Genomic DNA, 20,995 nt, shown 5'->3' on the forward strand with positions numbered 1-20,995 from the left:
TGTGCTATCCGCCGTGTCGCTTATGCCGCCCGAGTTTTACGCTCAAGCATCTCTTTGAGAGTGATGATACGGCTAATTTCTACCTGGGTACGTGGGTCGTTTTGGATTTCCCAGACATCGAGATTGGTTTGTAGATTCAGCCAAAAATCTACAGAAGTATCAAATGCTTTTGCCAGTCTGAAGGCCATATCAGTGGTGAGTTTACTGTTGTTATTGAGCAATTTGCTCACCGTATTTCGATGTACCTGAAGCATTTCGGCCAGATCGTTAATACGCAAGCCAGTCGGTTCGAGGTATTCATAAAGCAGCACGTCACCAACGGTGGTCGGTTTACGCTGTGCCTGGACCATAATTCATCCTCATTGCGTGGTTACTGGGCGAATCAGTTATGTTTTCGATAGCCATGATCATCAAGGTAAATATTGTGCGCTTTGCCGTTACGCCAGATGAAGATTAGCCGGAACTGGTTGTTCACTCTTATAGAGGAGTACTTCTCCATGATGCTGGTTCTATCTGAGTGACCGGATGGGCAGTAGAGCACACCTTGCACCCTTGCACTGTGTGAGTGTGCATCTTTGCGAGACGTTACGCAAACTTTTTAATCAGCGAGTTTTTAGCCACGCCCGAGCGGCACCACCAGCGGTGTATGCGCCACCGGATCTTCAATAATCATGCAGCGTAGGCCATAAATGGCCTCGATAAGCTCCGGTGTGACAATGTCTGCCGGTGCGCCTTCGGCAACAATTTTCCCGTCTCGCAGTGCAATTAAATGAGTTGCATAACGGCAAGCCTGGTTCAAATCGTGCAGCACGGCAGCCAGCGTGTAGCCCTGCTTTTGGTTCAGATCGCGCAGCAGTTCCAGTAAATCAATTTGATGGCTGATATCCAGCCAGGTGGTCGGTTCATCCAGCAGCAGAATGGAGGTTTCCTGCGCCAGAACCATCGCAATCCATGCGCGCTGGCGCTGGCCGCCCGATAGCGTATCCACTGGCTGCTCGGCTAAATCTTCAATGTTGGTCGCCTGCATTGCCCGCGCCACCGCCTGGCGGTCTTCTTCGCGCCAGCGGGTAAACATCGGCTGATGCGGATAACGCCCACGCGCTACCAGTTCAGCCACGCTAATATCGCCCGGTGCGCTGGAGTTTTGCGCCAGCAACCCGATGCGCCGCGCCACTTCTTTAGTGGCGAAGCGATGGATTTCATTACCGTCTAACCACACCTCGCCGTGCATCGGTTTCATCAGGCGGCTTAGCGTGCGCAGCAGCGTGGATTTCCCGCAGCCGTTGGGGCCGATAATCGCGGTAAATTTCCCGTCAGGAATGGCGACGGTCAGGCCATCTGCCACCACATGATTGCCATATCCCAGCGTCAGTTTTTCGCCATGCAGGCGTGAGGGGGAGGAAATCTGACTCATTTCTTACGGGACTCCTGAATCAACAACGCAATTAAATAGATACCGCCAAGGCTGACCGTCACCACGCCGACCGGTAACTGATACGGCATGAACAGTTGCTGGGCGCAAAGGTCGGCGGCCAGCAGCAACGTTGCACCGCATAAGGCGGATTGCAGCAAACCCCAGCGCGAGCTGCCGCTCAGGCGGCGGGCAATGTGCGGGGCGACGAGGGCGATAAACGAAATCGGCCCGGCAAGTGCGGTTGCGGCGGCAGTCAGAATCACGCCGGTTAACATCAACATCAGGCGCGAGCGCTCAACGGAAACACCCAATGCGCAGGCGCTGTCATCGCCCATTTCCAGCAGCCGCATACGGCGAACCAGTAATGCGCCCGCAATTAGCGCTAGCAACATCAACGGGGCGGCAGGGGAAATTTTCGCCCACGTCAAACCGTTGAGTGAGCCTGCATTCCACAACCCGGCGGAGAGAGCGGTTTCCAGCGAGGCGTGCAGTAACAGCCAGGTGTTAAACGCCACCAGCATGGCGCGCACGCCGATTCCAATAATGATTAAGCGGAAAGTTTCGATACCGTTACGCCAGGCCAGCAACCACACCACCAGCGCGGTGATGATGCCGCCTGCCATGGCTGCACCGGCAATCGCCGTTTGATGTTGACCAAACAGCACCATCGCCACTAATACTCCGCTCCAGGCTCCGGTGTTAAAACCCATCACATCCGGGCTGCCGAGCGGGTTGCGCATTAGCGACTGGAAAATGGCCCCGCTCACGCCCAGCGCCGCGCCAATCAGCAGCGCCATGACAACGCGTGGTAAACGCCATTCGACGACCACCAGTGAGATATTACGTGGTGCTGTACCAAGCAGCGCGTCAATCACCTGGCTGACCGAGAGCGGCAACACGCCGCTGCCCAGGCTCCATAATCCGAGCGAGATACCGAGCAACAGCAAGCACCAGCAACTGATAAACAGGCGTGGGGAGGAGCGGTTCATTGCCTGGCTCCTTTGCGGCTACGGCGCACCAGGTAAATGAGCATCGGCGCGCCAATAAACGCGCTCACCACCGAAACGCGCAGCTCGCCAGGCACCAGCATGCGGCCAATAATATCGGCGAACAGCAACAGGGCAGGGGTGGCAATCAAGGTGACGGGAAGCGACCAGCGGTGGTCGGCACCCACCAGCCAACGCGCCAGATGCGGCATCATCAGGCCAATAAAGGCAATCGGCCCCACGGCGGCGGTGGCGCTGCCACACAATAACGTTATTGCCACTAAACCCAGCAATTGGGTGCGCGCCACTTTACTGCCGAGTGCGGTTGCGGTGTCGGTGCCCATGCTCAGGCTGTTAAGCGAACGGCTGATCAGCAGCGCAATCGCACAGCCCGTCAGTACCGGCAGCACGATAATTTTCAAAGTGGTGAGGGTGCGAATATCCAGCGTTCCGGCCTGCCAGAAACGTAACTGGTCATAGACCACTGGATTTAACAGCGCGATACCGTTGCTCAAGCCTTCAAGCACCGCGCCGAGCGCCACGCCTGCCAGCGTCAAGCGCACCGGGCTGAGCTGCCCACCGCCCTGGCTTCCGGTAAACGCCACCACTAAAGCGGCAGTTAATGCACCAGCAAACGCCAGCCCGAGCAGCGCTATCGGCGACGAAAGGCTCCACACGGCGGCACCCAGCACAATGGCAAAACTCGCTCCGGCATTAACACCAAGCAGACCGGGGTCAGCAAGCGGATTGCGCGTCAGGGTTTGCATCAACGCACCGGCAAGGCCAAGTGCGCCTCCGGCAAGAATACCCGCTAGCGTGCGCGGGAGGCGTGCATCAAGCACGATAGTGCAATCCGCACTTTGGCACTGGCCGCTGAGCGCATCCATAACAACTTCTGCGGGGAGTGATTTGGCACCTAACAGCAGACTGAGCGCTGCCATTAAAAGCAGTAAAAACAACAAACTCAGCAGGATGAACCAGCGTGACATACGTTGTATATCCTTCACTTCGTAGCCTTACAAAAACCATGTAAAATTAAATGATAGTTATTATCATTATCACTCTTATTTGTTTATGCTAGCATGAGCCGCCTCGCATCTGGAAAGAAAAATTCGTTTTAAGGCCATGTAATGAACCGCAATTCTTTGTTGCTCAACCTCAGTTTGCTCAAAACTCATCCTGCTTTTCGCGCCGTCTTCCTTGCCCGTTTTATCTCGATTGTCTCGCTTGGGTTACTGGGCGTTGCCGTGCCGGTACAAATCCAGACGCTGACCGGTTCCTCCTTGCAAGTCGGGCTGGCAGTGACGTTAACCGGCAGCGCGATGTTTATCGGCCTGATGATGGGCGGCGTGCTGGCCGACCGGCACGAACGCCGCCGTTTGATTTTGCTGGCGCGATCTACCTGTGGCGTTGGCTTTATTGGCCTGACGATTAACGCCGCCTTGCCGGAACCGTCGCTGGCGGCGATTTATCTGCTTGGCGTGTGGGATGGTTTCTTTGGCGCACTTGGCGTGACCGCGTTGTTAGCCGCCACACCCGCGTTAGTCGGGCGTGAAAATTTAATGCAGGCGAGTGCGATTACCATGCTGACGGTGCGCCTCGGCTCAGTGATTTCACCGATGATTGGCGGGCTGTTGTTGGCCTCCGGCGGCGTGGTGTGGAACTACGCGCTGGCGTCTGTCGGCACTTTCGTCACTTTACTGCCGCTGTTGAGTTTACCGAAGCTGGCGCCACCGCCGCAGGTGCGTGAAAACCCGCTGCTTTCGCTGCTCAATGGGTTCCGTTTTTTGGTCGGTAACCCGATTATTGGCGGCATTGCGTTAGTTGGCGCGTTGCTGACGATGGCGAGCGCGGTGCGCGTTCTTTATCCCGCACTCGCCGGACACTGGCAAATGAGTGCGGCGCAAATCGGCCTGATGTACGCTGCCGTTCCGTTGGGTGCTGCCATTGGCGCGTTGACCAGCGGGCGTATTGCTCATCACGCACGCCCAGGCCGTATTATGCTGGCGACGGGAATTGTTTCGTTTATCTCAATTGGCGTTTTCAGCCTGATGCCGGTTTGGGGGCTTGGGCTGGCGTGTCTGGCGCTATTTGGTTATCTCAGTGCGATCAGCTCTTTGCTGCAATACACCTTAATTCAGACGCTAACACCGGACGGTATGTTAGGTCGTATTAACGGTTTGTGGACGGCGCAAAACGTCACTGGCGATGCGATTGGTGCCGCCATTTTAGGCGGCCTGACGGTAGCGATGACGCCGGTCGCTGCGGCGAGTGCGAGCGGCCTGGCATTAACACTGTGCGGCATAGTATTGGCGATGGTGTTGGTGCAGCTGCGTGGTTATCAGCAGAGCGTTCCGGCGTAGGTTTTCGTAGGGTGGATAAGCGCAAGCGTCATCCACCACATTACAAAAAATCACTTGCTACCAAACAACTGACTCATCCGCTCCAGAACCTGCGTGGCACTGTAATAATCCAGACGGAATGTTTCGGTGCCCAGCGCATAAACCTGTTTTTTCTGCACGGCGCCCAGGTGCGAAAGCAATGGGTTGGTTTCCAGCGCCGTGGCATCTTTCTCATCGCTGGCGAACAGGAACAAACTCTCACCATTCAAACCCGCAGCAAGATTCTCGCCACCCAATTGCACGATGTCGTGGCGTTTTCCCATGCTCTTGCTGGCATTCACCGCCGCAGGCAAAGACGACAAAGTAAAACCTAACTGCTGGAACAATTTCCCCTGCGCGGATTCTGCCGTCCACAGGTTTGCCGAACGTGATGCCGGGGTGTAAACCAGCGCGGTGACCGGCTGTGGCGGCAGCGTCATACGCTGTTTTGCCTCGTTGAGCTGCTTATCAAAACTGGCAATGCGTGCCGCCGCCTGGGTTTCATGCCCGGTAATCTCGCCGAGTTGCGTCAGCAATTGCTGCCAGCTTTTGTCGTCGTAATTGATAACTAACGTCGGGGCGATAGTGGAAAGCTGGTCATAAAGGGCGAGGGCGGAATCGCCTCCGGTGGCACTAATCAAAATCAAATCTGGCATTTGCGCAGCCACGGCTTCGGCGCTGGCTTCGCCAATATATAAACGCTGCACGTTGCGCGCTTTTGCGATATCACCCCACTGGCGCAGGAAACCTTGCGCATCTCCCATTCGATTGCCAGGTGTGGTGGCACCGCTTGCCACCACGGGGGCATCAATTGCCAGCAGCGAGCCGGTTAGCGTGACGCTAGTGGAAACAATGCGCAGCGGTGCTTGTGTCAGCGTATGTGTGCCATGGCTGTCGGTGATCGTTCGCGGCCAGTCGGCGGCGTGGGCGAGGCTGCTTAAGCATAGAAAGATGAATGCGGAGAATCTGATTTTCACTCAATGACATCCTGTTGAAATTTGCCTGATGGCGGTGGATGGCGCTGGCGCTTACCCACCCTACAAAACCGTTTCGCGTAGATCGGATAAGCATTAGCGCCATCCGACAAGACTGAGCAACTATTGACAGTGCTGTCTTTTCTCTTTAGGTTACGACCCCGAAAAGCAAATGATAATCATTATTACTATCTTTTGTCATGTTTTTACGGAGAGTTCATGGAAACGTTACTGGCTGAGGAACGACAAGAAAAACGGCTAACACCTTGTGCAGATAGTTTTTTCTTTATGTCGCCATATCGCAGTTTTTCAACAAGCGGCTGCTTTGCTCGCCTGGATTGCCCGGCGATTGATGGCGCAAATTCCCATGGTCACCTGCAAACTTCGTTGCGTGAAGCGTTCGAAAATGCCAAAAAACATGGCATCGAGAAGCCGGTTGTCGTCGGTGCCATTCCGTTTGATCCCCGCCAACCTTCAGCGCTGTTTATCCCTGAAAGCTGGCAGCCGTTTTCACGCGCCCAACGCCAGGATGACGCCCGCCAAACGGCTGTGGCGAAACCGCTCAACATTGCCGCGCGTAAAGCGATTCCGGAACAAGACAAATTTATGGAAATGGTGGCTCATGCCGCCGCTGCAACGGCGCAGCCGGATATCGACAAAGTGGTGCTCTCGCGCCTGATTGATATCGAAACCCAAATGCCAATTGATCTCGATGGGCTGCTCAATCGCCTGATTAGCCAAAACCCCACCAGCTACAACTTCCACGTCCCGTTGCCGGATGGCAGCTCGCTAGTGGGTGCCAGCCCGGAATTGCTGTTACGTAAATCCGGCAAGAATTTCAGCTCGCTGCCGCTGGCGGGATCGGCACGGCGCGACCGGGAAAATATCCCGCGTGATAGCGAAATTGGCACGCAGTTACTGCACTCAAAGAAAGACCGCCACGAACACGGTCTGGTGACGCAAGCGATGCGCGATGTTTTGCAGCCGCACAGCCAGACTTTGACGCTCTCTGACACGCCAGAACTGATTACCACGCCGACCTTATGGCACCTCGCCACGCCGATTTACGGCCAGGTAAAAGACCCGCAGGACAATGCGTTATCCCTCGCCTGCCTGCTGCACCCGACGCCGGCGTTGAGTGGCTTCCCACACGATGTGGCGCGCAAATTGATTGCAGAACTTGAGCCATTTGACCGCGAGCTGTTCGGCGGCATCGTCGGCTGGTGTGACGCTGAAGGCAACGGTGAGTGGGTGGTGACAATCCGCTGCGCCCGTGTCGCTGCAAACCAGGTGCGCCTGTTCGCTGGGGCGGGCATCGTGCCTGCTTCGTCGCCGGAATCGGAGTGGCGCGAAACTGGCGTCAAACTTTCCACCATGCTCCACGTATTTGGACTCAACTAAATGGCGATTCAATTCACGCGCTGGCCGGACGATTTAGCGGCCCGCTACCGCGAAAAAGGTTACTGGGCGGATTTGCCGCTGACCGATATTCTCAACCGCCACGCGCACAATGACGCAATTGCGCTGGTTGATGGCGAACGCCATTTCAGCTATCGCGAATTAGAACAAGCGGCGACGCGCCTGGCTTCAGCCCTTAAACGCCGTGGCCTGAACAACGGCGAAACTGCGTTGGTGCAGCTCGGTAATGTGTCGGAACTGTACATCACGCTATTCGCGCTGCTGAAAATTGGCGTAGCACCGGTTAACGCGCTGTTCAGCCATCAACGCACCGAGATGGAAGCCTACGCGCAGCAAATTGAGCCGGTGGTGCTGATTGCCGACCGCAAACACAATTTGTTCGTTCATGATGATTTCCTTGATGCGCTGTGCCAGCAAAACCCGTCGCTACGCATGGCTGTTTTGCTCAATGAAAGCGACCGCGAACGTTCGCTAAGTGCCTTCATCAACGAAGCGGAAGACAACTTTGTCGCTTCGCCATCGGCGGCGGACGAAGTGGCATTTTTCCAGCTTTCCGGCGGCAGCACCGGCACGCCGAAACTGATCCCGCGCACCCATAACGATTACTACTACAGCATTCGCCGCAGCGTCGAAATCTGCCGTTTTGATACCCACACGCGCTTCTTGTGCGCCATTCCGGCGGCGCATAACTACGCGCTGAGTTCACCAGGTTCGCTGGGCGTTTTTTACGGCGGCGGGCGTGTGGTGCTGGCAAACGACCCGAGCGCCACGCTCTGTTTCCCGCTGATTGAACGCCATCAAATCAACGTCACCGCACTGGTGCCGCCTGCGGTCAGTCTGTGGTTACAAGCCATTGGCGAATGGGGCAGCAATAAATCGCTTGAGTCGCTAAAGCTGTTGCAGGTCGGCGGTGCGCGTTTAAGCGAAGCGCTTGCCGCCCGCATTCCCGCTGAAATTGGCTGCCAGTTACAGCAGGTTTTCGGCATGGCCGAAGGGCTGGTGAACTACACGCGCCTTGATGATTCAGATGAACATATCTTCAAAACCCAGGGTAAGCCGATGTGCCCGGACGACGAAGTGTGGGTGGCCGATGAAAATGGCAACCCATTACCGCATGGCGAAGTGGGCCGCCTGATGACGCGCGGGCCGTACACCTTCCGGGGCTATTACCGCAGCCCGGAACACAACGCCAGCGCCTTCGATGCCAACGGTTTTTACTGCTCCGGCGACCTGATTTCGATTGCTGAAGACGGCTACATCACCGTGCAGGGGCGCGAGAAAGATCAGATCAATCGCGGTGGCGAGAAGATCGCCGCCGAGGAGATCGAAAACCTGCTGCTGCGCCATGAAGAGATCGTCCATGCCGCGCTGGTTTCGATGGAAGACAGTTTATTGGGCGAGAAAAGCTGCGCGTTTATCGTCGGCAGTCGCCTGTTCCGCGCGGTAGAAATTCGCCGTTATTTGCGTGAGTTGGGCATTGCCGACTTCAAGCTACCGGATCGCATTGAAATTGTTGAAAACCTGCCGCTGACCGCGGTGGGTAAAGTGGACAAAAAACGTTTGCGCCAGTTGATTGCTGACAGGCAACTGGTTTCCTGACTGACGGAGAATTTATGGCTATTCCAAAATTGAACGCGTACAGCTTACCGACAGCTGCCGACATCCCGGAAAACAAAGTGAACTGGGCGTTTGAACCCGAGCGTGCGGCACTGCTGATTCACGATATGCAGGAATATTTCATCGATTTCTGGGGTGATGATTGCCCAATGATCCAGCAGGTTATTGCCAATATTGCCGCGCTGCGCGCTTACTGCAAACGCCACAATATTCCGGTCTATTACACCGCGCAGCCGAATGCGCAAAGTGATGAAGACCGTGCGCTGCTTAACGACATGTGGGGGCCGGGCTTAAATAAACACCCTGAGCGCCAGAAAGTGGTGGCAGAACTCGTGCCAGACGAACACGACACGGTGCTGACCAAATGGCGTTACAGCGCGTTTATCCGCTCGCCGCTGGAACAGGCGTTAAAAGAAACCGGCCGTAACCAGCTGATTATTTGCGGTGTTTACGCGCACATTGGCTGCATGACCACGGCAACTGATGCGTTTATGCGTGACATCAAACCGTTTATGGTCGCTGATGCGCTGGCTGATTTCAGCCGCGAAGAACACATCATGGCGCTGAAATACACCGCAGGCCGTTCCGGGCGCGTGGTGATGACCCGCGATTTGCTGCCCGAATGTGCGCCGCAAAACAAACAGCAACTACGTGAAATCGTCCTGCCGTTGCTGGATGAATCCGACATCCCGGAAGATGACGAAAACCTGATTGATTACGGCCTCGACTCGGTGCGCATGATGGCGCTGGCGGCACGCTGGCGCAAAATTCACGCTGACATCGATTTCGTGATGCTGGCGAAAAACCCGAGCATCGACGCCTGGTGGGTATTGCTGTCTCGGGAAGTGGCGGCATGAACATCGATTTTAGCGGCAAAACCGTCTGGGTAACGGGTGCAGGCAAGGGCATCGGTTACCACACCGCGCGGGCGTTTAGCGAAGCTGGTGCGACGGTTATCGGCTTTGATCTGGCGTTCCCATTGGAGATTTATCCGTTTGCCACCCAAGTGTTAAACGTGGCGGATGCCGACCGGGTCGCTGCCGTTACGCAGCGAATACTCAGCGACGAGCAGCAACTGGATGTGCTGGTGAATGCGGCGGGAATTTTGCGCATGGGTGCTACGGATGCGTTAGCGCTGCAAGACTGGCAGGACACGTTTGCGGTCAACGTCGGCGGCGCGTTCAATATGTTCCGCGCCGTGATGCCACGTATGCGTGAGCAGCGTAGCGGGGCGATTGTCACCGTTGCATCCGATGCCGCGCACACGCCGCGCACCGGAATGTCGGCCTATGGCGCGTCGAAAGCGGCGCTCAAAAGCCTGGCGTTAACCGTTGGCCTGGAACTGGCACCGTTTGGCGTGCGTTGCAATGTGGTGTCGCCGGGGTCGACGGACACCGATATGCAACGCACGTTGTGGAAAACGCCAGACGCCGAACAGCAGCGTATACAGGGCTTCCCGGAACAGTTCAAACTGGGCATTCCGCTGGGCAAAATCGCCCGCCCGCAGGAAATCGCCAGCACGATTTTGTTCCTCGCTTCCACTCACGCCAGCCACATCACTTTGCAGGATATTGTGATTGATGGCGGCGCAACGCTTGGAGCCTGAATGAGTATCTGGAAACGAGATCTCACGCTTGAGGCGTTAAACAAAACCAGCGTCGGCACAATGGTTGAGCATCTCGGTATCGTTTATACGTACATGGACGAGGAAAGCCTGGAAGCGCAAATGCCGGTCGATAACCGCACCCAGCAGCCGTTTGGTTTGCTGCACGGCGGCGCGTCTGTAGTGCTGGCAGAAACCCTGGGTTCAATGGCCGGATTTCTGACAACGAGTGAAGGGCAGTGCGTGGTGGGAACGGAAATCAACGCCAGCCATCATCGCGCGGTGGCATCAGGTACGGTGCGCGGCGTGTGCAAACCGCTGCATTTAGGGAAGACTTCTCAGGTGTGGGAAATTGCCATTTTTGATGGGCGCGGCAAGCGTTGTTGTACTAGCCGTTTGACGACGGCGACGCTGGGTTAACACAAACCTAACCCTGATGGAGAGGAGACAGCACTGTTTTCTCCCTCTCCTGGGGGAGAGGGCCGGGGTGATGGCGCTCCAACAAATTCCCCGCAAAGTGATCTCCTTAACAAGCTGATGTAAAGACCTGGTCAAACATCTGTATTCTGTTGTTTTCATATTGTTAAATTCATGTGCTTGATCTAGAACAAAACGGTAATACCGTCGCCTCTGGCCCTACACATGGAAAACAAAGATGAATAATCCAGGGAAACACCTTATCTGGGGCGTGCTTGCACTAATCGGTGCCTTCGCGCTCGGCTATATCGCACTCAATCGCGGCGAACAGATAAACGCATTGTGGATTGTGGTTGCTGCAATCTGCGTTTACCTCATCGCTTATCGTTATTACGGCCTGTTTATCGCTAAACGCGTCTTAACCGTTGATGCCACTCGTATGACGCCAGCCGTGCGCCATAACGATGGGCTGGACTATGTCCCGACGGACAAAAAAGTCCTGTTCGGTCACCATTTTGCCGCGATTGCCGGTGCGGGGCCGCTTGTCGGGCCGGTGCTTGCCGCGCAAATGGGCTACTTGCCGGGCATGCTCTGGCTGCTGGCCGGTGTGGTGTTGGCTGGTGCGGTACAAGATTTTATGGTGCTGTTTGTCTCAACCCGTCGTGACGGGCGTTCGCTGGGTGAACTGGTGAAAGAAGAGATGGGCAACACCGCAGGCGTCATTGCTTTGGTCGCCTGTTTCATGATTATGGTCATCATCCTTGCGGTGCTGGCGATGATCGTGGTGAAAGCGCTGACTCACAGCCCGTGGGGAACCTACACCGTAGCGTTCACCATTCCACTGGCATTGTTTATGGGCGTCTATATTCGCTATCTGCGTCCAGGCCGTATTGGTGAAGTCTCGGTGATTGGCCTGGTGATGCTGATCTTCGCTATTATTTCCGGCGGTTGGGTGGCTGAAAGCCCAACATGGGCGCCATACTTTGACTTTACCGGCGTGCAGTTGACGTGGATGCTGGTGGGTTATGGCTTTGTCGCCGCGGTACTACCGGTTTGGCTGCTGCTGGCACCGCGTGATTACCTCTCAACCTTCCTGAAAATCGGCACCATTATTGGCCTGGCAATTGGCATTTTGATTATGCGCCCAACGCTGCAAATGCCTTCTTTGACCAAGTTTATTGATGGCACCGGCCCGGTTTGGACAGGTGACCTGTTCCCGTTCCTGTTCATCACCATTGCTTGTGGAGCAGTTTCTGGCTTCCACGCCCTGATCGCTTCTGGCACCACGCCGAAAATGCTGGCTAACGAAAACCAGGCTTGCTTCATCGGTTACGGTGGCATGTTGATGGAATCGTTTGTGGCAATCATGGCGCTGGTTGCCGCCTGTGTTATCGACCCGGGCGTGTACTTCGCGATGAACAGCCCGATGGCGGTACTGGCTCCGGCAGGAACTGTAGATGTAGTCGCTTCTGCTGCCAGCGTGGTGAGCAGTTGGGGCTTCCATATCACTCCGGACACCCTGACCAACATTGCTAATGAAGTGGGTGAGCAGAGCATTATTTCCCGCGCGGGTGGCGCACCAACGCTTGCGGTGGGAATGGCGTACATTCTGCATGGCGCGCTGGGCGGCCTGATGGATGTCTCGTTCTGGTATCACTTCGCTATTCTGTTTGAAGCTCTGTTTATTCTGACCGCGGTAGATGCCGGTACCCGTGCGGCGCGCTTTATGCTGCAAGATTTACTGGGCGTAATCTCTCCGGGTCTTAAGCGTACCGACTCGCTGCCAGCAAACTTACTGGCTACGGCACTTTGCGTGCTGGCATGGGGTTACTTCCTGCACCAGGGCGTGGTCGATCCACTCGGCGGTATCAACACCTTGTGGCCGCTGTTTGGTATTGCCAACCAGATGCTGGCAGGTATGGCGTTGATGCTGTGTGCAGTCGTACTGTTTAAGATGAAGAAGCAGAAATATGCCTGGGTGGCTTTGGTCCCAACCGCATGGCTGTTGATTTGTACGTTGACGGCAGGCTGGCAAAAAGCCTTCAGCGACAACCCGAAAGTGGGCTTCCTGGCTATCGCTAACAAGTTCCAGGCAACTCTCGACAGCGGCAAAATCCCTGCGCAATACACCGAGTCGCAGCTTTCCCAGTTGGTGTTTAACAACCGTCTGGATGCCGGGCTGACTATCTTCTTTATGGTGGTTGTGGTGGTGATTGGTCTGTTCGCGATTAAAACTGCGCGCCAGGCGCTGAAATCTGACCTTCCTACCGCAAGGGAAACGCCTTACGAGAAGATGCCAGAAGATGCTGAGCAGATTGTGGCTCAGGCGAAGAGTGCGCATTAATTTAGAACAACCCTCACCCTAACCCTCTCCCTGAGGGAGAGGGAATTAGCTTTCCCCCCTCTCCTGTGGGAGAGGGCCGGGGTGAGGGCAGTCCAATAATACAGGAGCCACTATGTTTGACACTCTCGCTAAAGCCGGAAAATACCTCGGCCAGGCCGCTAAACTGATGGTTGGCGTACCTGATTACGACAACTATGTGCAACACATCCGTCTGACTCATCCGGAACAGACGCCGATGACTTACGAAGAGTTTTTCCGCGAGCGTCAGGATGCGCGATACGGCGGCAAAGGCGGCGCTCGCTGCTGTTAATCTAAGGAATTGGACATGAATCAAGCGGTATCTGTCACTCTGTTAACGGGCTTTCTTGGTTCCGGGAAAACCACACTTCTCAACAACTTTCTCGCCCATAACGGCAACGAACCCGTCGCCATTCTGGAAAACGAATTTGGTGCGGTAAATATCGATGGAGCTTTGCTCAGAGGCGGTGAAAACGTCAACGTCGTGGAGCTCAGTAACGGTTGCGTGTGTTGCAGCGTGCGCGGAGAATTCACCGCCGCACTCAGAGAAATGCTGGCAAAACGCGCGTCGGGTCAGTTGAAATTTGAGCGGTTGATTGTTGAAACCACAGGTCTTGCTGACCCAGCTCCCATCGTGCAAACCTTCTTTGTGGATGAATATCTGCGTGACGCATTGCGTCTTGATGCGGTCGTTGCGCTGGCAGATGCAGAACATATTTCACGCCAGTTGGATGAGCATGCGGTGGCTGCCGCCCAGCTCGGTTTTGCCGACCGAATTTTGCTGACTAAAGCCGATCGTGTTGATGACGAAACCAAACAACAGGCGCTGGAGCGGATCCATCGGATCAACAATAAAGCTGATATTTTTGAAATCGTAAACGGCGAATGCCCGGCGGAAATGTGGCTCGATCTCAACGCGTTCGAACTCACGGATACCATTGAATTAGCCTCGGGATTCCGCGTGATTCACGCTGACGATGACCACCCCGTGAGCTTCAAACCGTTTCGTAAAACGGCGGCAAAAAAGTCCTGGGATGATGCCATTCAGGCTCACGTTTTTGATGCCGGGTTGTTGGATGTGAAGAAAATTGGCGCGTTTATGGAAAGTTGCATCGCGCGTTTTGGTAACGACATGCTGCGTTACAAAGGCGTACTGGCGATTGATGGCCATCCGCAACGCCTTATCGTGCAAGGGGTACATAAAGTGGTGGGCTTTGACTACGGCTCAACATGGCACCCGAGCGAATCGCGCGTCTCACGCTTAGTCATCATCGGGCGTTATTTACCGATTGAGGAGATGCGTCGGGAATTTGCTGCAACTTCGATTTAGGTATGAAACCAGAGATGTGATCTCAAACACGATTTTCAGCTCTGCCGAATAAAGCTGTTGTGTGAAACGAAGCAGTGTGGTTGTATAAATTTCGACGTTAAATCGCGTAAACACTATTCAGGACCCAAATGACTACATTCACTCGCAACACTGGCCTACTACTAACCGCGCTACCAGCCGCGGTGGTCGTCGTGCGTGTGGTGGTGGTCGTCGGCAATGCGCCGTAGGGTCTGAATCAACGCATCGATTCCAAAACCCCGCCGGCGCAAACCGGGCGGGGTTTCTTGTTTTAGTCCCCCGGCCAGAAGCGCAACGGCACGAGAAGAAGGACTGGAGCATGGCAATTTCGGAAAACCCACCGCAAGCACACCGTATTACGGGCGCACAATTAATTGTGCAAATGCTTGAGCACCATGGCATTACCACCATCAGCGGTATTCCCGGTGGCACCGTCCTGCCGCTCTATAACGCGCTCAGCCAAAGCAAAAAAATCCGCCATATTCTGGCACGCCACGAACAGGGTGCGGGCTTTATGGCGCAAGGCATGGCCCGTACACAGGGCAAAGCTGCCGTGTGTATCGCCTGTAGCGGCCCTGGTGCGACAAACCTGGTCACCGCTATTGCCGATGCGCGACTCGACTCCATCCCGTTGGTTTGTATTACCGGCCAGGTGCCAAAATCAATGATTGGCACCGACGCCTTCCAGGAGGTCGACACTTACGGCATCTCCATTCCCATCACCAAACACAACTATCTGGTTCGCGATATTAGCGAACTGCCACAGGTGATTTGCGACGCCTTCCGCATTGCTGAATCTGGCCGCCCAGGCCCGGTCTGGATTGATATTCCAAAAGACGTGCAAACCGCAGAAATTGACATCAGCGAACTGCCGCCCGTTTCTGCCCATACTCCTGCACCACAATTTGAAGCACAGCAACTTGCCGATGCCGCGGCAATGATTAACCAGGCGCAGCGCCCGGTTCTGTATCTCGGCGGTGGCGTTATCAATGCGCATGCCAACGCCCGTGCACTGGCGGAAAAAGCTAACCTGCCAACCACCATGACGCTGATGGCGCTCGGTACTATTCCGGCGAAGCATCCGTTATCGCTTGGCATGCTGGGGATGCACGGCGCTCGCAGCACCAACTACATTTTGCAGGAAGCAGATTTGCTGATTGTTTTAGGCGCACGCTTTGATGACCGCGCGATTGGTAAAACGGAAGAGTTCTGCCCGAATGCAAAAATCATTCATGTTGATATCGACCGCGCCGAGCTGGGTAAAATTAAGCAGGCACACGTGGCGATTCGCGCGGATGTCGGTGAAGTGCTGGAACAATTACTGCCAAAAATTGACGCCAAGCCGCGCCAGCAGTGGCTGCAACAAGTCGCAGGTTTGCAGCAAGAATTCCCGTTCAATATGCCTGGTGCTGATAACCCGTTGACGCCATACGGCCTGATTAACGCCGCTGCGGCTTGCGTGGATGACAACGCAGTGATTACCACCGATGTCGGCCAGCACCAAATGTGGGTAGCGCAGGCGTATCCGCTGAACCGTCCACGCCAGTGGCTGACTTCCGGTGGTTTAGGAACGATGGGATTTGGCCTGCCCGCTGCGGTAGGTGCGGCATTAGCTGAGCCAAACCGCAAAGTGCTGTGCTTTACCGGCGATGGCAGCATCATGATGAATATTCAGGAAATGGCGACCGCTGCCGATCATAATCTGGACGTGAAGATCATCCTGTTGAACAACCAGGCGCTGGGACTGGTACACCAACAACAAACGTTGTTCTATCAACAAAATGTCTTTGCGGCGACCTATTCCGGACAAACTAACTTCCTGAAAATTGCCGAAGGTTTTGGCCTGGCAACCTGTGATTTGAATGCAGCAGCAGACCCGCAAGCGGCATTGCAGGAGGCGATTTCACGCCCTGGCCCTTGCCTGATTCACGTGCGCATTGATGCCAGTGAAAAAGTATTCCCGATGGTGCCGCCAGGCGCTGCCAACATTGAGATGATTGGAGAGTAAGCCATGCAACAACTAACCGTTATTCTGGAACTTACGGTGAGCAACCATCCGGGTGTGATGTCTCACATTTGCGGCCTGTTCGCTCGCCGCGCCTTTAACGTCGAAGGTATTCTCTGTCTGCCGCTACCACACGGCGACCAGAGCCGTATCTGGCTACAAGTGGCGGATGACCAGCGTCTTGAGCAGATGATTAGCCAAATCGATAAACTTGAAGATGTGGTACAAATCAGGCGCGATGCAGACGGTGCGGGCATTTTTGGTAAGCTAACCGCACTGGTTCAATAGCATTTCAGGGTGGGTAAACGGTAAGTTTATCCACCCAATTTTGCACGATTCATCATTCTGCACTGCAACTTCGCTTCGTTATTTTCACCATTCTGGAAGCTTCTCGCAAAACAATAATCCCGTCGCAATAAAGCCAACCTGATTGCATAAATCCAGGGTAGATTGCCCACGTAAACGTTAATCGTATAAAAAGTGAGCTTGGCGAATGCGTTTCTGTGGCATATGCTATGGCATAGGTCATTAAGTGCCAGGAGTTACCATGGAACGCGTCGCGAAGCTTTTTAAAAACGGCAGAAACCAGGCGGTGAGGTTACCGGTGGAATTTGAGTTTGATACCGACAGGGTGTATATCCGCAAAGACAAGGAGGGAAACGTGATTCTTTCAAAAAATCCAGCCAAACCAGAAGGATGGGGTAACGTTTTTGCTTTAGTGAAGAAAGCAAAAGTGCCTGATAACTTCCTTGATGAGCAGGAGCGTAACCAGAGTATTGCCGACAGAGATCCCTTTGCAGGGATGGACTGACCATGTACATGCTGGATACCAACACGGTGAGCTATCTTTTCCGTCAGCATCCTAAAGTGATAGAAAAGCTGGCTCAAACGCGCCCTGTAGAAGTGTGTATTTCTAGTGTAACGGAAGCTGAGCTGTTATATGGCGTGGCTAAGCGCCAGAGTAAAAATCTGGCTGCGGCGGTGCAGGGTTTTCTGGAAACAGTATCGGTCTACGCGTGGGACAGCGAAGCGGCAAAAAGCTACGGTCAGTTACGAGCGGCGATGGAAAAGAAAGGCAAAGTATTGGGTCATCTTGACCAGTTAATTGCCGCTCACGCCCTGAGCCGAAACGCGACGGTGGTCACCAGCGATCGTGCTTTTACCATGGTCGGGCGTTTACGCGTTGAGGACTGGACGCGCTAGCTCGCTCCAGTAAGACTGCTTTGCAACTGTTGTGCAATCTGGTTCATTTGTGCCATTGGGCCGTGTCCAATCACCATAAACTGGTGGTTTGTACTCGCCCAATAAACAATATTCATGCCCAGCCGTTGCTCGTTTTTCGCCGTTATCGGTTTCCCTGAATAGCCGGTAATACACAACGCCAAGGGGCCGTGGGCGGTATCAAGCCAGGTAATTTGCGCGATGGACTGTTCATCGTAAGACAGTACGCGTGCATTTTTCAGCGTGGCATTTTGCAGGGCAAGGCTTTCTGAATTCAGCGCTAAACCGAGTTGTGTCCCCGTGGTTTTCAATTGCGCTTCCAGCGCCTGGCGTGTTGGTGTTTCAGCCAGCGTCTGTGGCGTATAAAGCGCCATATATTGCGCCACTAATTCACGCCAGTTTTCTTCAGGTTGAGATAAAAGTAACAAAGCGCGGTCGCCAATCACACCCAATGCCAGAAAACTTACCGCAGCGGCGATGAGATGACGTCGGGATACGGCAGCTGTTGCGGGAGTGAGATAAGCCTGTAAGCGAGATTGCGGTGCCGCTTCCAGCAAAGGTTCGAAAGCAGATTTAAAAGGTAAACTGCTACGCTCTAACAGCAACAGCCGTTCAGCCAGATAAGCATCATGACTGAGGCGTTCTTCCAGTTGCTGGCGCTGCGTGGCGCTGAGTTCATTGTCCAGATACGCCACCAGCAGCTCATCCGTATTGGCAGTAAGTGTCATGAACTTTCTCCTTTTAATGATGGCGAATCAGGCTGAAGCGCGCGGTCCTGAGCCAGCGTCAGCCGCGCGGTGGCAAGCCTGCTCATCACCGTTCCCACCGGGACATTGAGAATTTTCGCCGCCTCGCGATACGACAACTCTTCGACATAAACCAGAAAAACGGTGTCCCGCTGGGCTTCGGGTAAACGAGCCACGCGTTTCATCACATCGTTTGTCCAGATGGGATCATCGCAGTTCCCGCTTTCCGTGAGCATATCGATATCCACAAATCCCTGTCCGCGACGAATTTGCTGCGCCCGAACCTCATTGAGCCAAATGGAGTGCAGGATGGAAAAGAGCCAGCTATCCATCCTGCTGCCCGCCTCAAATTGTGCGGCGCGTTCAATGGCGCGCACACAGGTTGCCTGCACCAAATCATCGGCAATATCCCGCTGATGAGAAAGCACCAGGCCGTAGCGCCACAGGCGTGAAAGATATTGCGCGAGATCGCGGCGTATCGCTTCGCTACTAATTTTCACCTCCGATTAGGATTCGGGATGGCCGTCGATGGCTGCGGACAAATCGCGATACTCCTCGCAGCTGGTGCCGCACAGAGTCTTGATGGCAGCGAGCTGTTCACGAGCAAGATCCGGACGGTTTTTGATCATGTACGCTTCCCCGAGATATTCGCGAACTTTTGGATATTTCGGATCGAGGGCGACAGATTTTAAATAATAGCCGATCCCTTCATCGGTACGGCCCAGTTTGCGAGTGGCATAACCTCGATAATTGAGCGCTTCGGCGGTGTTTTGGTCTTTCAACGTATTGAGCATATCCAGCGCTTCCTGGTAGCGGCCCGCTTTTGCCAGCGCGTAGGCGTAGTCGGTGCGGGATTCGTCGCCAATCATCCCCCCTTTATCGACCATACAAGTTTTGGTTTTTGAGTCATAAATTTGCCCCTTAGGGCAGGTTGGCGGAACGGGTTCGTCGTTGTTGCCGCCCATGGCCTGAACGTAGCCGGAAAACAACATCAAACTGGTGACAACTGCGGGAACAAACTGGCGGTAAAAACGCTTCATGATAATAGCCTCGTGGTGTTCGGTATGGAGTAAACACCTGGGATCACGAATTTATTCGTTTTATCTTTCTGCGCCGCAAGGATTGTTCTGAGATGCCGGGCAAGCCCGTATTCAACTTCTATACTTGATGTTCGTGTTAATAAAATAGGAGCGATTACATGACCATTCATAAGAAAGGGCAGGCTCACTGGGAAGGTGACATTAAACGCGGCAAAGGGACTGTTTCCACCGAGAGCGGCGCGTTAAAAGAACAGCCCTATGGTTTTAATACACGTTTTGAAGGGGTTGCCGGGACCAATCCGGAAGAGTTAATCGGTGCGGCACACGCAGCCTGTTTTTCGATGGCGCTTTCGCTAATGCTTGGCGAAGAGGGCTACACGGCAGAAAGCATCGACACCACAGCGGATGTCTCGCTGGATAAAACCGACGGTGGCTTTGCCATTACCAAAATTGCGCTAACCAGTAACGTCAAAGTGCCGAATGCGGATAGCGCGGCGTTCGATAAAATTATCCAGAAAGCCAAAGCTGGTTGCCCGGTATCGCAACTGATGAAAGCTGAAATCACCCTCGACTACAAACTCAATTAATGCCCAGCAAGCGCTGCTTCCGGTGAAGCCCGGCGGCAGCGCTGCGCCTTTTATCTTCATGCTGGAAGGCATGCCGCAATGCTAAACTTTCACCCCGAATACCTCTCGCTCTCTTCCTTTCCCCTGGGCTAGCCTGCTGTGGCACGAAATAATTGTGCTCAAAATAAATACATTGACTGATGTGGTTTAAAAGCTACAATTAAGGAGTTTCAAGGATGAATATGATTAAGTACTTCAAACTGCAAAACGGCAGGGTGCCTTTTAATGAGTGGTTAAAAGTATTACGGGATCCACGGGCTAAAACGAAAATTGTTCGGCGTATTGACCAGTTAGCGCTTAACAACCCTGGCGACCATAAGCCATGCCGACATGGCGTTTGGGAAATGCGCATAGATGAAGGGCCTGGTTACAGGATTTATTATGCGTATGAAGGTAAGGATACCTATTTGCTCTTGCTCGGTGGCGATAAACGCAAACAACAAGCGGATATCGAGCAGGCTGTGACATGGTGGCAAGAACATCAGGAGTTAAAAAATGCAATTTAATGAGTTCGACCAAACAGTCATCGAAATGCTTCAGGAAGATCACGCATTTGCCGTGGAATATATGAAAGAGGCATTTGCGGGTCTGGATGAAGAAAATGGAGAAGTGCTGTTTCTGCTGGCATTACGTCGCCTCGTTGAAGCTCGAGGCGGGTTTAGCAAAATAGCAGCACAGGCAAAACTGAATCGCGAAACGCTCTACAGAACCCTTTCAGAACGTGGGAACCCAACCATCAGCACAACTAAAAAGATTATCAATGCGGCGGGTATCAGTTTTGCGGAGCTGACGAGTTGAGTGAAAATGCTCGCCATATATCACCTGGCGAGCATCAG

The 20,995-nt window shown here is 54.2% G+C and carries 25 protein-coding genes and 1 pseudogene; 17 read left to right on the plus strand and 9 right to left on the minus strand.

The features are described 5' to 3' along the window. Positions 1-20: 20 nt before the first annotated feature. The 5 genes and pseudogenes from EC843_RS13190 to fepD all read right to left on the minus strand — a co-directional run bounded on the left by EC843_RS13190 (position 21) and on the right by fepD (position 3,389). Entirely contained in the window at positions 21-350 is a 330-nt protein-coding gene (locus EC843_RS13190) for a HigA family addiction module antitoxin (RefSeq protein ID WP_064548926.1), read from the minus strand. 32 nt (positions 351-382) lie between these two features. After that, positions 383-499, minus strand: a pseudogene (locus EC843_RS13195) (type II toxin-antitoxin system RelE/ParE family toxin); the annotation flags it as partial. 114 nt (positions 500-613) lie between these two features. Beyond that, on the minus strand, positions 614-1,414 hold the full coding sequence (fepC, locus tag EC843_RS13200; RefSeq protein ID WP_121814165.1) for an iron-enterobactin ABC transporter ATP-binding protein: 801 nt from the start codon (positions 1,412-1,414) through the stop codon (positions 614-616). After that, positions 1,411-2,403 carry an iron-enterobactin ABC transporter permease gene (gene fepG, locus EC843_RS13205; protein WP_064548922.1) on the minus strand — a complete coding sequence of 331 codons (993 nt, stop codon included), beginning with the start codon at positions 2,401-2,403 and terminating at the stop codon, positions 1,411-1,413. Before fepG ends, fepC begins: the two co-directional genes overlap by 4 nt. Then, entirely contained in the window at positions 2,400-3,389 is a 990-nt protein-coding gene (gene fepD, locus EC843_RS13210) for a Fe(3+)-siderophore ABC transporter permease (protein WP_133522371.1), read from the minus strand. The genes fepG and fepD overlap by 4 nt, the downstream gene beginning before the upstream one ends. Before the next feature lie 141 nt (positions 3,390-3,530). Here fepD and entS point away from each other — a divergent pair, with 141 nt between their 5' ends. Continuing rightward, the gene (gene entS, locus EC843_RS13215) at positions 3,531-4,763 is read left to right on the plus strand and encodes an enterobactin transporter EntS (RefSeq protein WP_064548918.1); all 1,233 of its coding nucleotides are present in this window, start codon (positions 3,531-3,533) and stop codon (positions 4,761-4,763) included. A gap of 50 nt (positions 4,764-4,813) precedes the next feature. On the opposite strand, the gene fepB is transcribed toward entS, so the two are convergent. Further along, complete coding sequence (gene fepB, locus EC843_RS13220) at positions 4,814-5,758, minus strand: Fe2+-enterobactin ABC transporter substrate-binding protein (protein WP_133522372.1); 945 nt, start codon at positions 5,756-5,758, stop codon at positions 4,814-4,816. Between the two features lie 216 nt (positions 5,759-5,974). Between fepB and entC the strand changes: the two genes are divergently transcribed. The 13 genes from entC (at position 5,975) to EC843_RS13290 (ending at position 17,729) form a co-directional block, all read left to right on the plus strand. Next, complete coding sequence (entC, locus tag EC843_RS13225; RefSeq protein WP_121814161.1) at positions 5,975-7,156, plus strand: isochorismate synthase EntC; 1,182 nt, start codon at positions 5,975-5,977, stop codon at positions 7,154-7,156. Next, positions 7,157-8,773, plus strand: a complete 1,617-nt coding sequence (locus tag EC843_RS13230; RefSeq protein ID WP_064548912.1) for a (2,3-dihydroxybenzoyl)adenylate synthase — start codon at positions 7,157-7,159, stop codon at positions 8,771-8,773. It begins immediately after the preceding gene. Between the two features lie 14 nt (positions 8,774-8,787). Further along, positions 8,788-9,648, plus strand: a complete 861-nt coding sequence (locus EC843_RS13235) for an isochorismatase (RefSeq protein ID WP_133522373.1) — start codon at positions 8,788-8,790, stop codon at positions 9,646-9,648. After that, on the plus strand, positions 9,645-10,397 hold the full coding sequence (dhbA, locus tag EC843_RS13240) for a 2,3-dihydro-2,3-dihydroxybenzoate dehydrogenase (RefSeq protein WP_133522374.1): 753 nt from the start codon (positions 9,645-9,647) through the stop codon (positions 10,395-10,397). The genes EC843_RS13235 and dhbA overlap by 4 nt, the downstream gene beginning before the upstream one ends. After that, positions 10,398-10,814, plus strand: coding sequence for a proofreading thioesterase EntH (gene entH, locus EC843_RS13245; RefSeq protein ID WP_133522375.1), 417 nt, complete (start codon positions 10,398-10,400; stop codon positions 10,812-10,814). A 235-nt stretch (positions 10,815-11,049) separates the two neighbouring features. Then, a complete protein-coding gene (cstA, locus tag EC843_RS13250) occupies positions 11,050-13,155 on the plus strand; it encodes a pyruvate/proton symporter CstA (protein ID WP_064548905.1) in 2,106 nt (701 codons plus the stop codon). A 112-nt stretch (positions 13,156-13,267) separates the two neighbouring features. Then, positions 13,268-13,465 (plus strand): YbdD/YjiX family protein, encoded by a 198-nt coding sequence (locus EC843_RS13260; protein WP_034456870.1) that lies wholly within the window; start codon positions 13,268-13,270, stop codon positions 13,463-13,465. Between the two features lie 15 nt (positions 13,466-13,480). Continuing rightward, the gene (locus EC843_RS13265; protein WP_133522377.1) at positions 13,481-14,503 is read left to right on the plus strand and encodes a GTP-binding protein; all 1,023 of its coding nucleotides are present in this window, start codon (positions 13,481-13,483) and stop codon (positions 14,501-14,503) included. A 128-nt stretch (positions 14,504-14,631) separates the two neighbouring features. Further along, positions 14,632-14,730 (plus strand): ilvB operon leader peptide IvbL, encoded by a 99-nt coding sequence (gene ivbL / locus EC843_RS13270; protein ID WP_074388597.1) that lies wholly within the window; start codon positions 14,632-14,634, stop codon positions 14,728-14,730. A gap of 110 nt (positions 14,731-14,840) precedes the next feature. After that, complete coding sequence (ilvB, locus tag EC843_RS13275; RefSeq protein WP_133522378.1) at positions 14,841-16,529, plus strand: acetolactate synthase large subunit; 1,689 nt, start codon at positions 14,841-14,843, stop codon at positions 16,527-16,529. A gap of 3 nt (positions 16,530-16,532) precedes the next feature. After that, complete coding sequence (ilvN, locus tag EC843_RS13280; RefSeq protein WP_133522379.1) at positions 16,533-16,814, plus strand: acetolactate synthase small subunit; 282 nt, start codon at positions 16,533-16,535, stop codon at positions 16,812-16,814. Positions 16,815-17,073: 259 nt separating this feature from the next. Further along, positions 17,074-17,337 (plus strand): AbrB/MazE/SpoVT family DNA-binding domain-containing protein, encoded by a 264-nt coding sequence (locus EC843_RS13285; protein WP_064548897.1) that lies wholly within the window; start codon positions 17,074-17,076, stop codon positions 17,335-17,337. Positions 17,338-17,339: 2 nt separating this feature from the next. Further along, positions 17,340-17,729, plus strand: coding sequence for a type II toxin-antitoxin system VapC family toxin (locus EC843_RS13290; RefSeq protein WP_064548895.1), 390 nt, complete (start codon positions 17,340-17,342; stop codon positions 17,727-17,729). Here the strand turns inward: EC843_RS13290 and EC843_RS13295 are convergent. From EC843_RS13295 to EC843_RS13305, 3 genes are all read right to left on the minus strand, one after another. Continuing rightward, complete coding sequence (locus EC843_RS13295; protein ID WP_064548893.1) at positions 17,726-18,475, minus strand: hypothetical protein; 750 nt, start codon at positions 18,473-18,475, stop codon at positions 17,726-17,728. The genes EC843_RS13290 and EC843_RS13295 overlap by 4 nt on opposite strands. Continuing rightward, on the minus strand, positions 18,472-18,921 hold the full coding sequence (locus EC843_RS13300; protein ID WP_064549026.1) for an RNA polymerase sigma factor: 450 nt from the start codon (positions 18,919-18,921) through the stop codon (positions 18,472-18,474). Before EC843_RS13300 ends, EC843_RS13295 begins: the two co-directional genes overlap by 4 nt. A gap of 78 nt (positions 18,922-18,999) precedes the next feature. Beyond that, positions 19,000-19,533, minus strand: a complete 534-nt coding sequence (locus EC843_RS13305) for a tetratricopeptide repeat protein (protein WP_133522380.1) — start codon at positions 19,531-19,533, stop codon at positions 19,000-19,002. 158 nt (positions 19,534-19,691) lie between these two features. On the opposite strand from EC843_RS13305, the gene EC843_RS13310 reads away from it, so the two are divergent. The 3 genes from EC843_RS13310 (at position 19,692) to EC843_RS13320 (ending at position 20,957) form a co-directional block, all read left to right on the plus strand. After that, positions 19,692-20,120 (plus strand): OsmC family protein, encoded by a 429-nt coding sequence (locus tag EC843_RS13310; RefSeq protein WP_064548890.1) that lies wholly within the window; start codon positions 19,692-19,694, stop codon positions 20,118-20,120. 215 nt (positions 20,121-20,335) lie between these two features. Beyond that, a complete protein-coding gene (locus EC843_RS13315) occupies positions 20,336-20,665 on the plus strand; it encodes a type II toxin-antitoxin system RelE/ParE family toxin (RefSeq protein ID WP_064548888.1) in 330 nt (109 codons plus the stop codon). Continuing rightward, on the plus strand, positions 20,655-20,957 hold the full coding sequence (locus tag EC843_RS13320) for a hypothetical protein (protein WP_064548886.1): 303 nt from the start codon (positions 20,655-20,657) through the stop codon (positions 20,955-20,957). Before EC843_RS13315 ends, EC843_RS13320 begins: the two co-directional genes overlap by 11 nt. Positions 20,958-20,995 lie beyond the last annotated feature (38 nt).

Source organism: Buttiauxella sp. JUb87 (assembly GCF_004361975.1).
Classification (GTDB): Bacteria; Pseudomonadota; Gammaproteobacteria; order Enterobacterales; family Enterobacteriaceae; genus Buttiauxella; species Buttiauxella ferragutiae.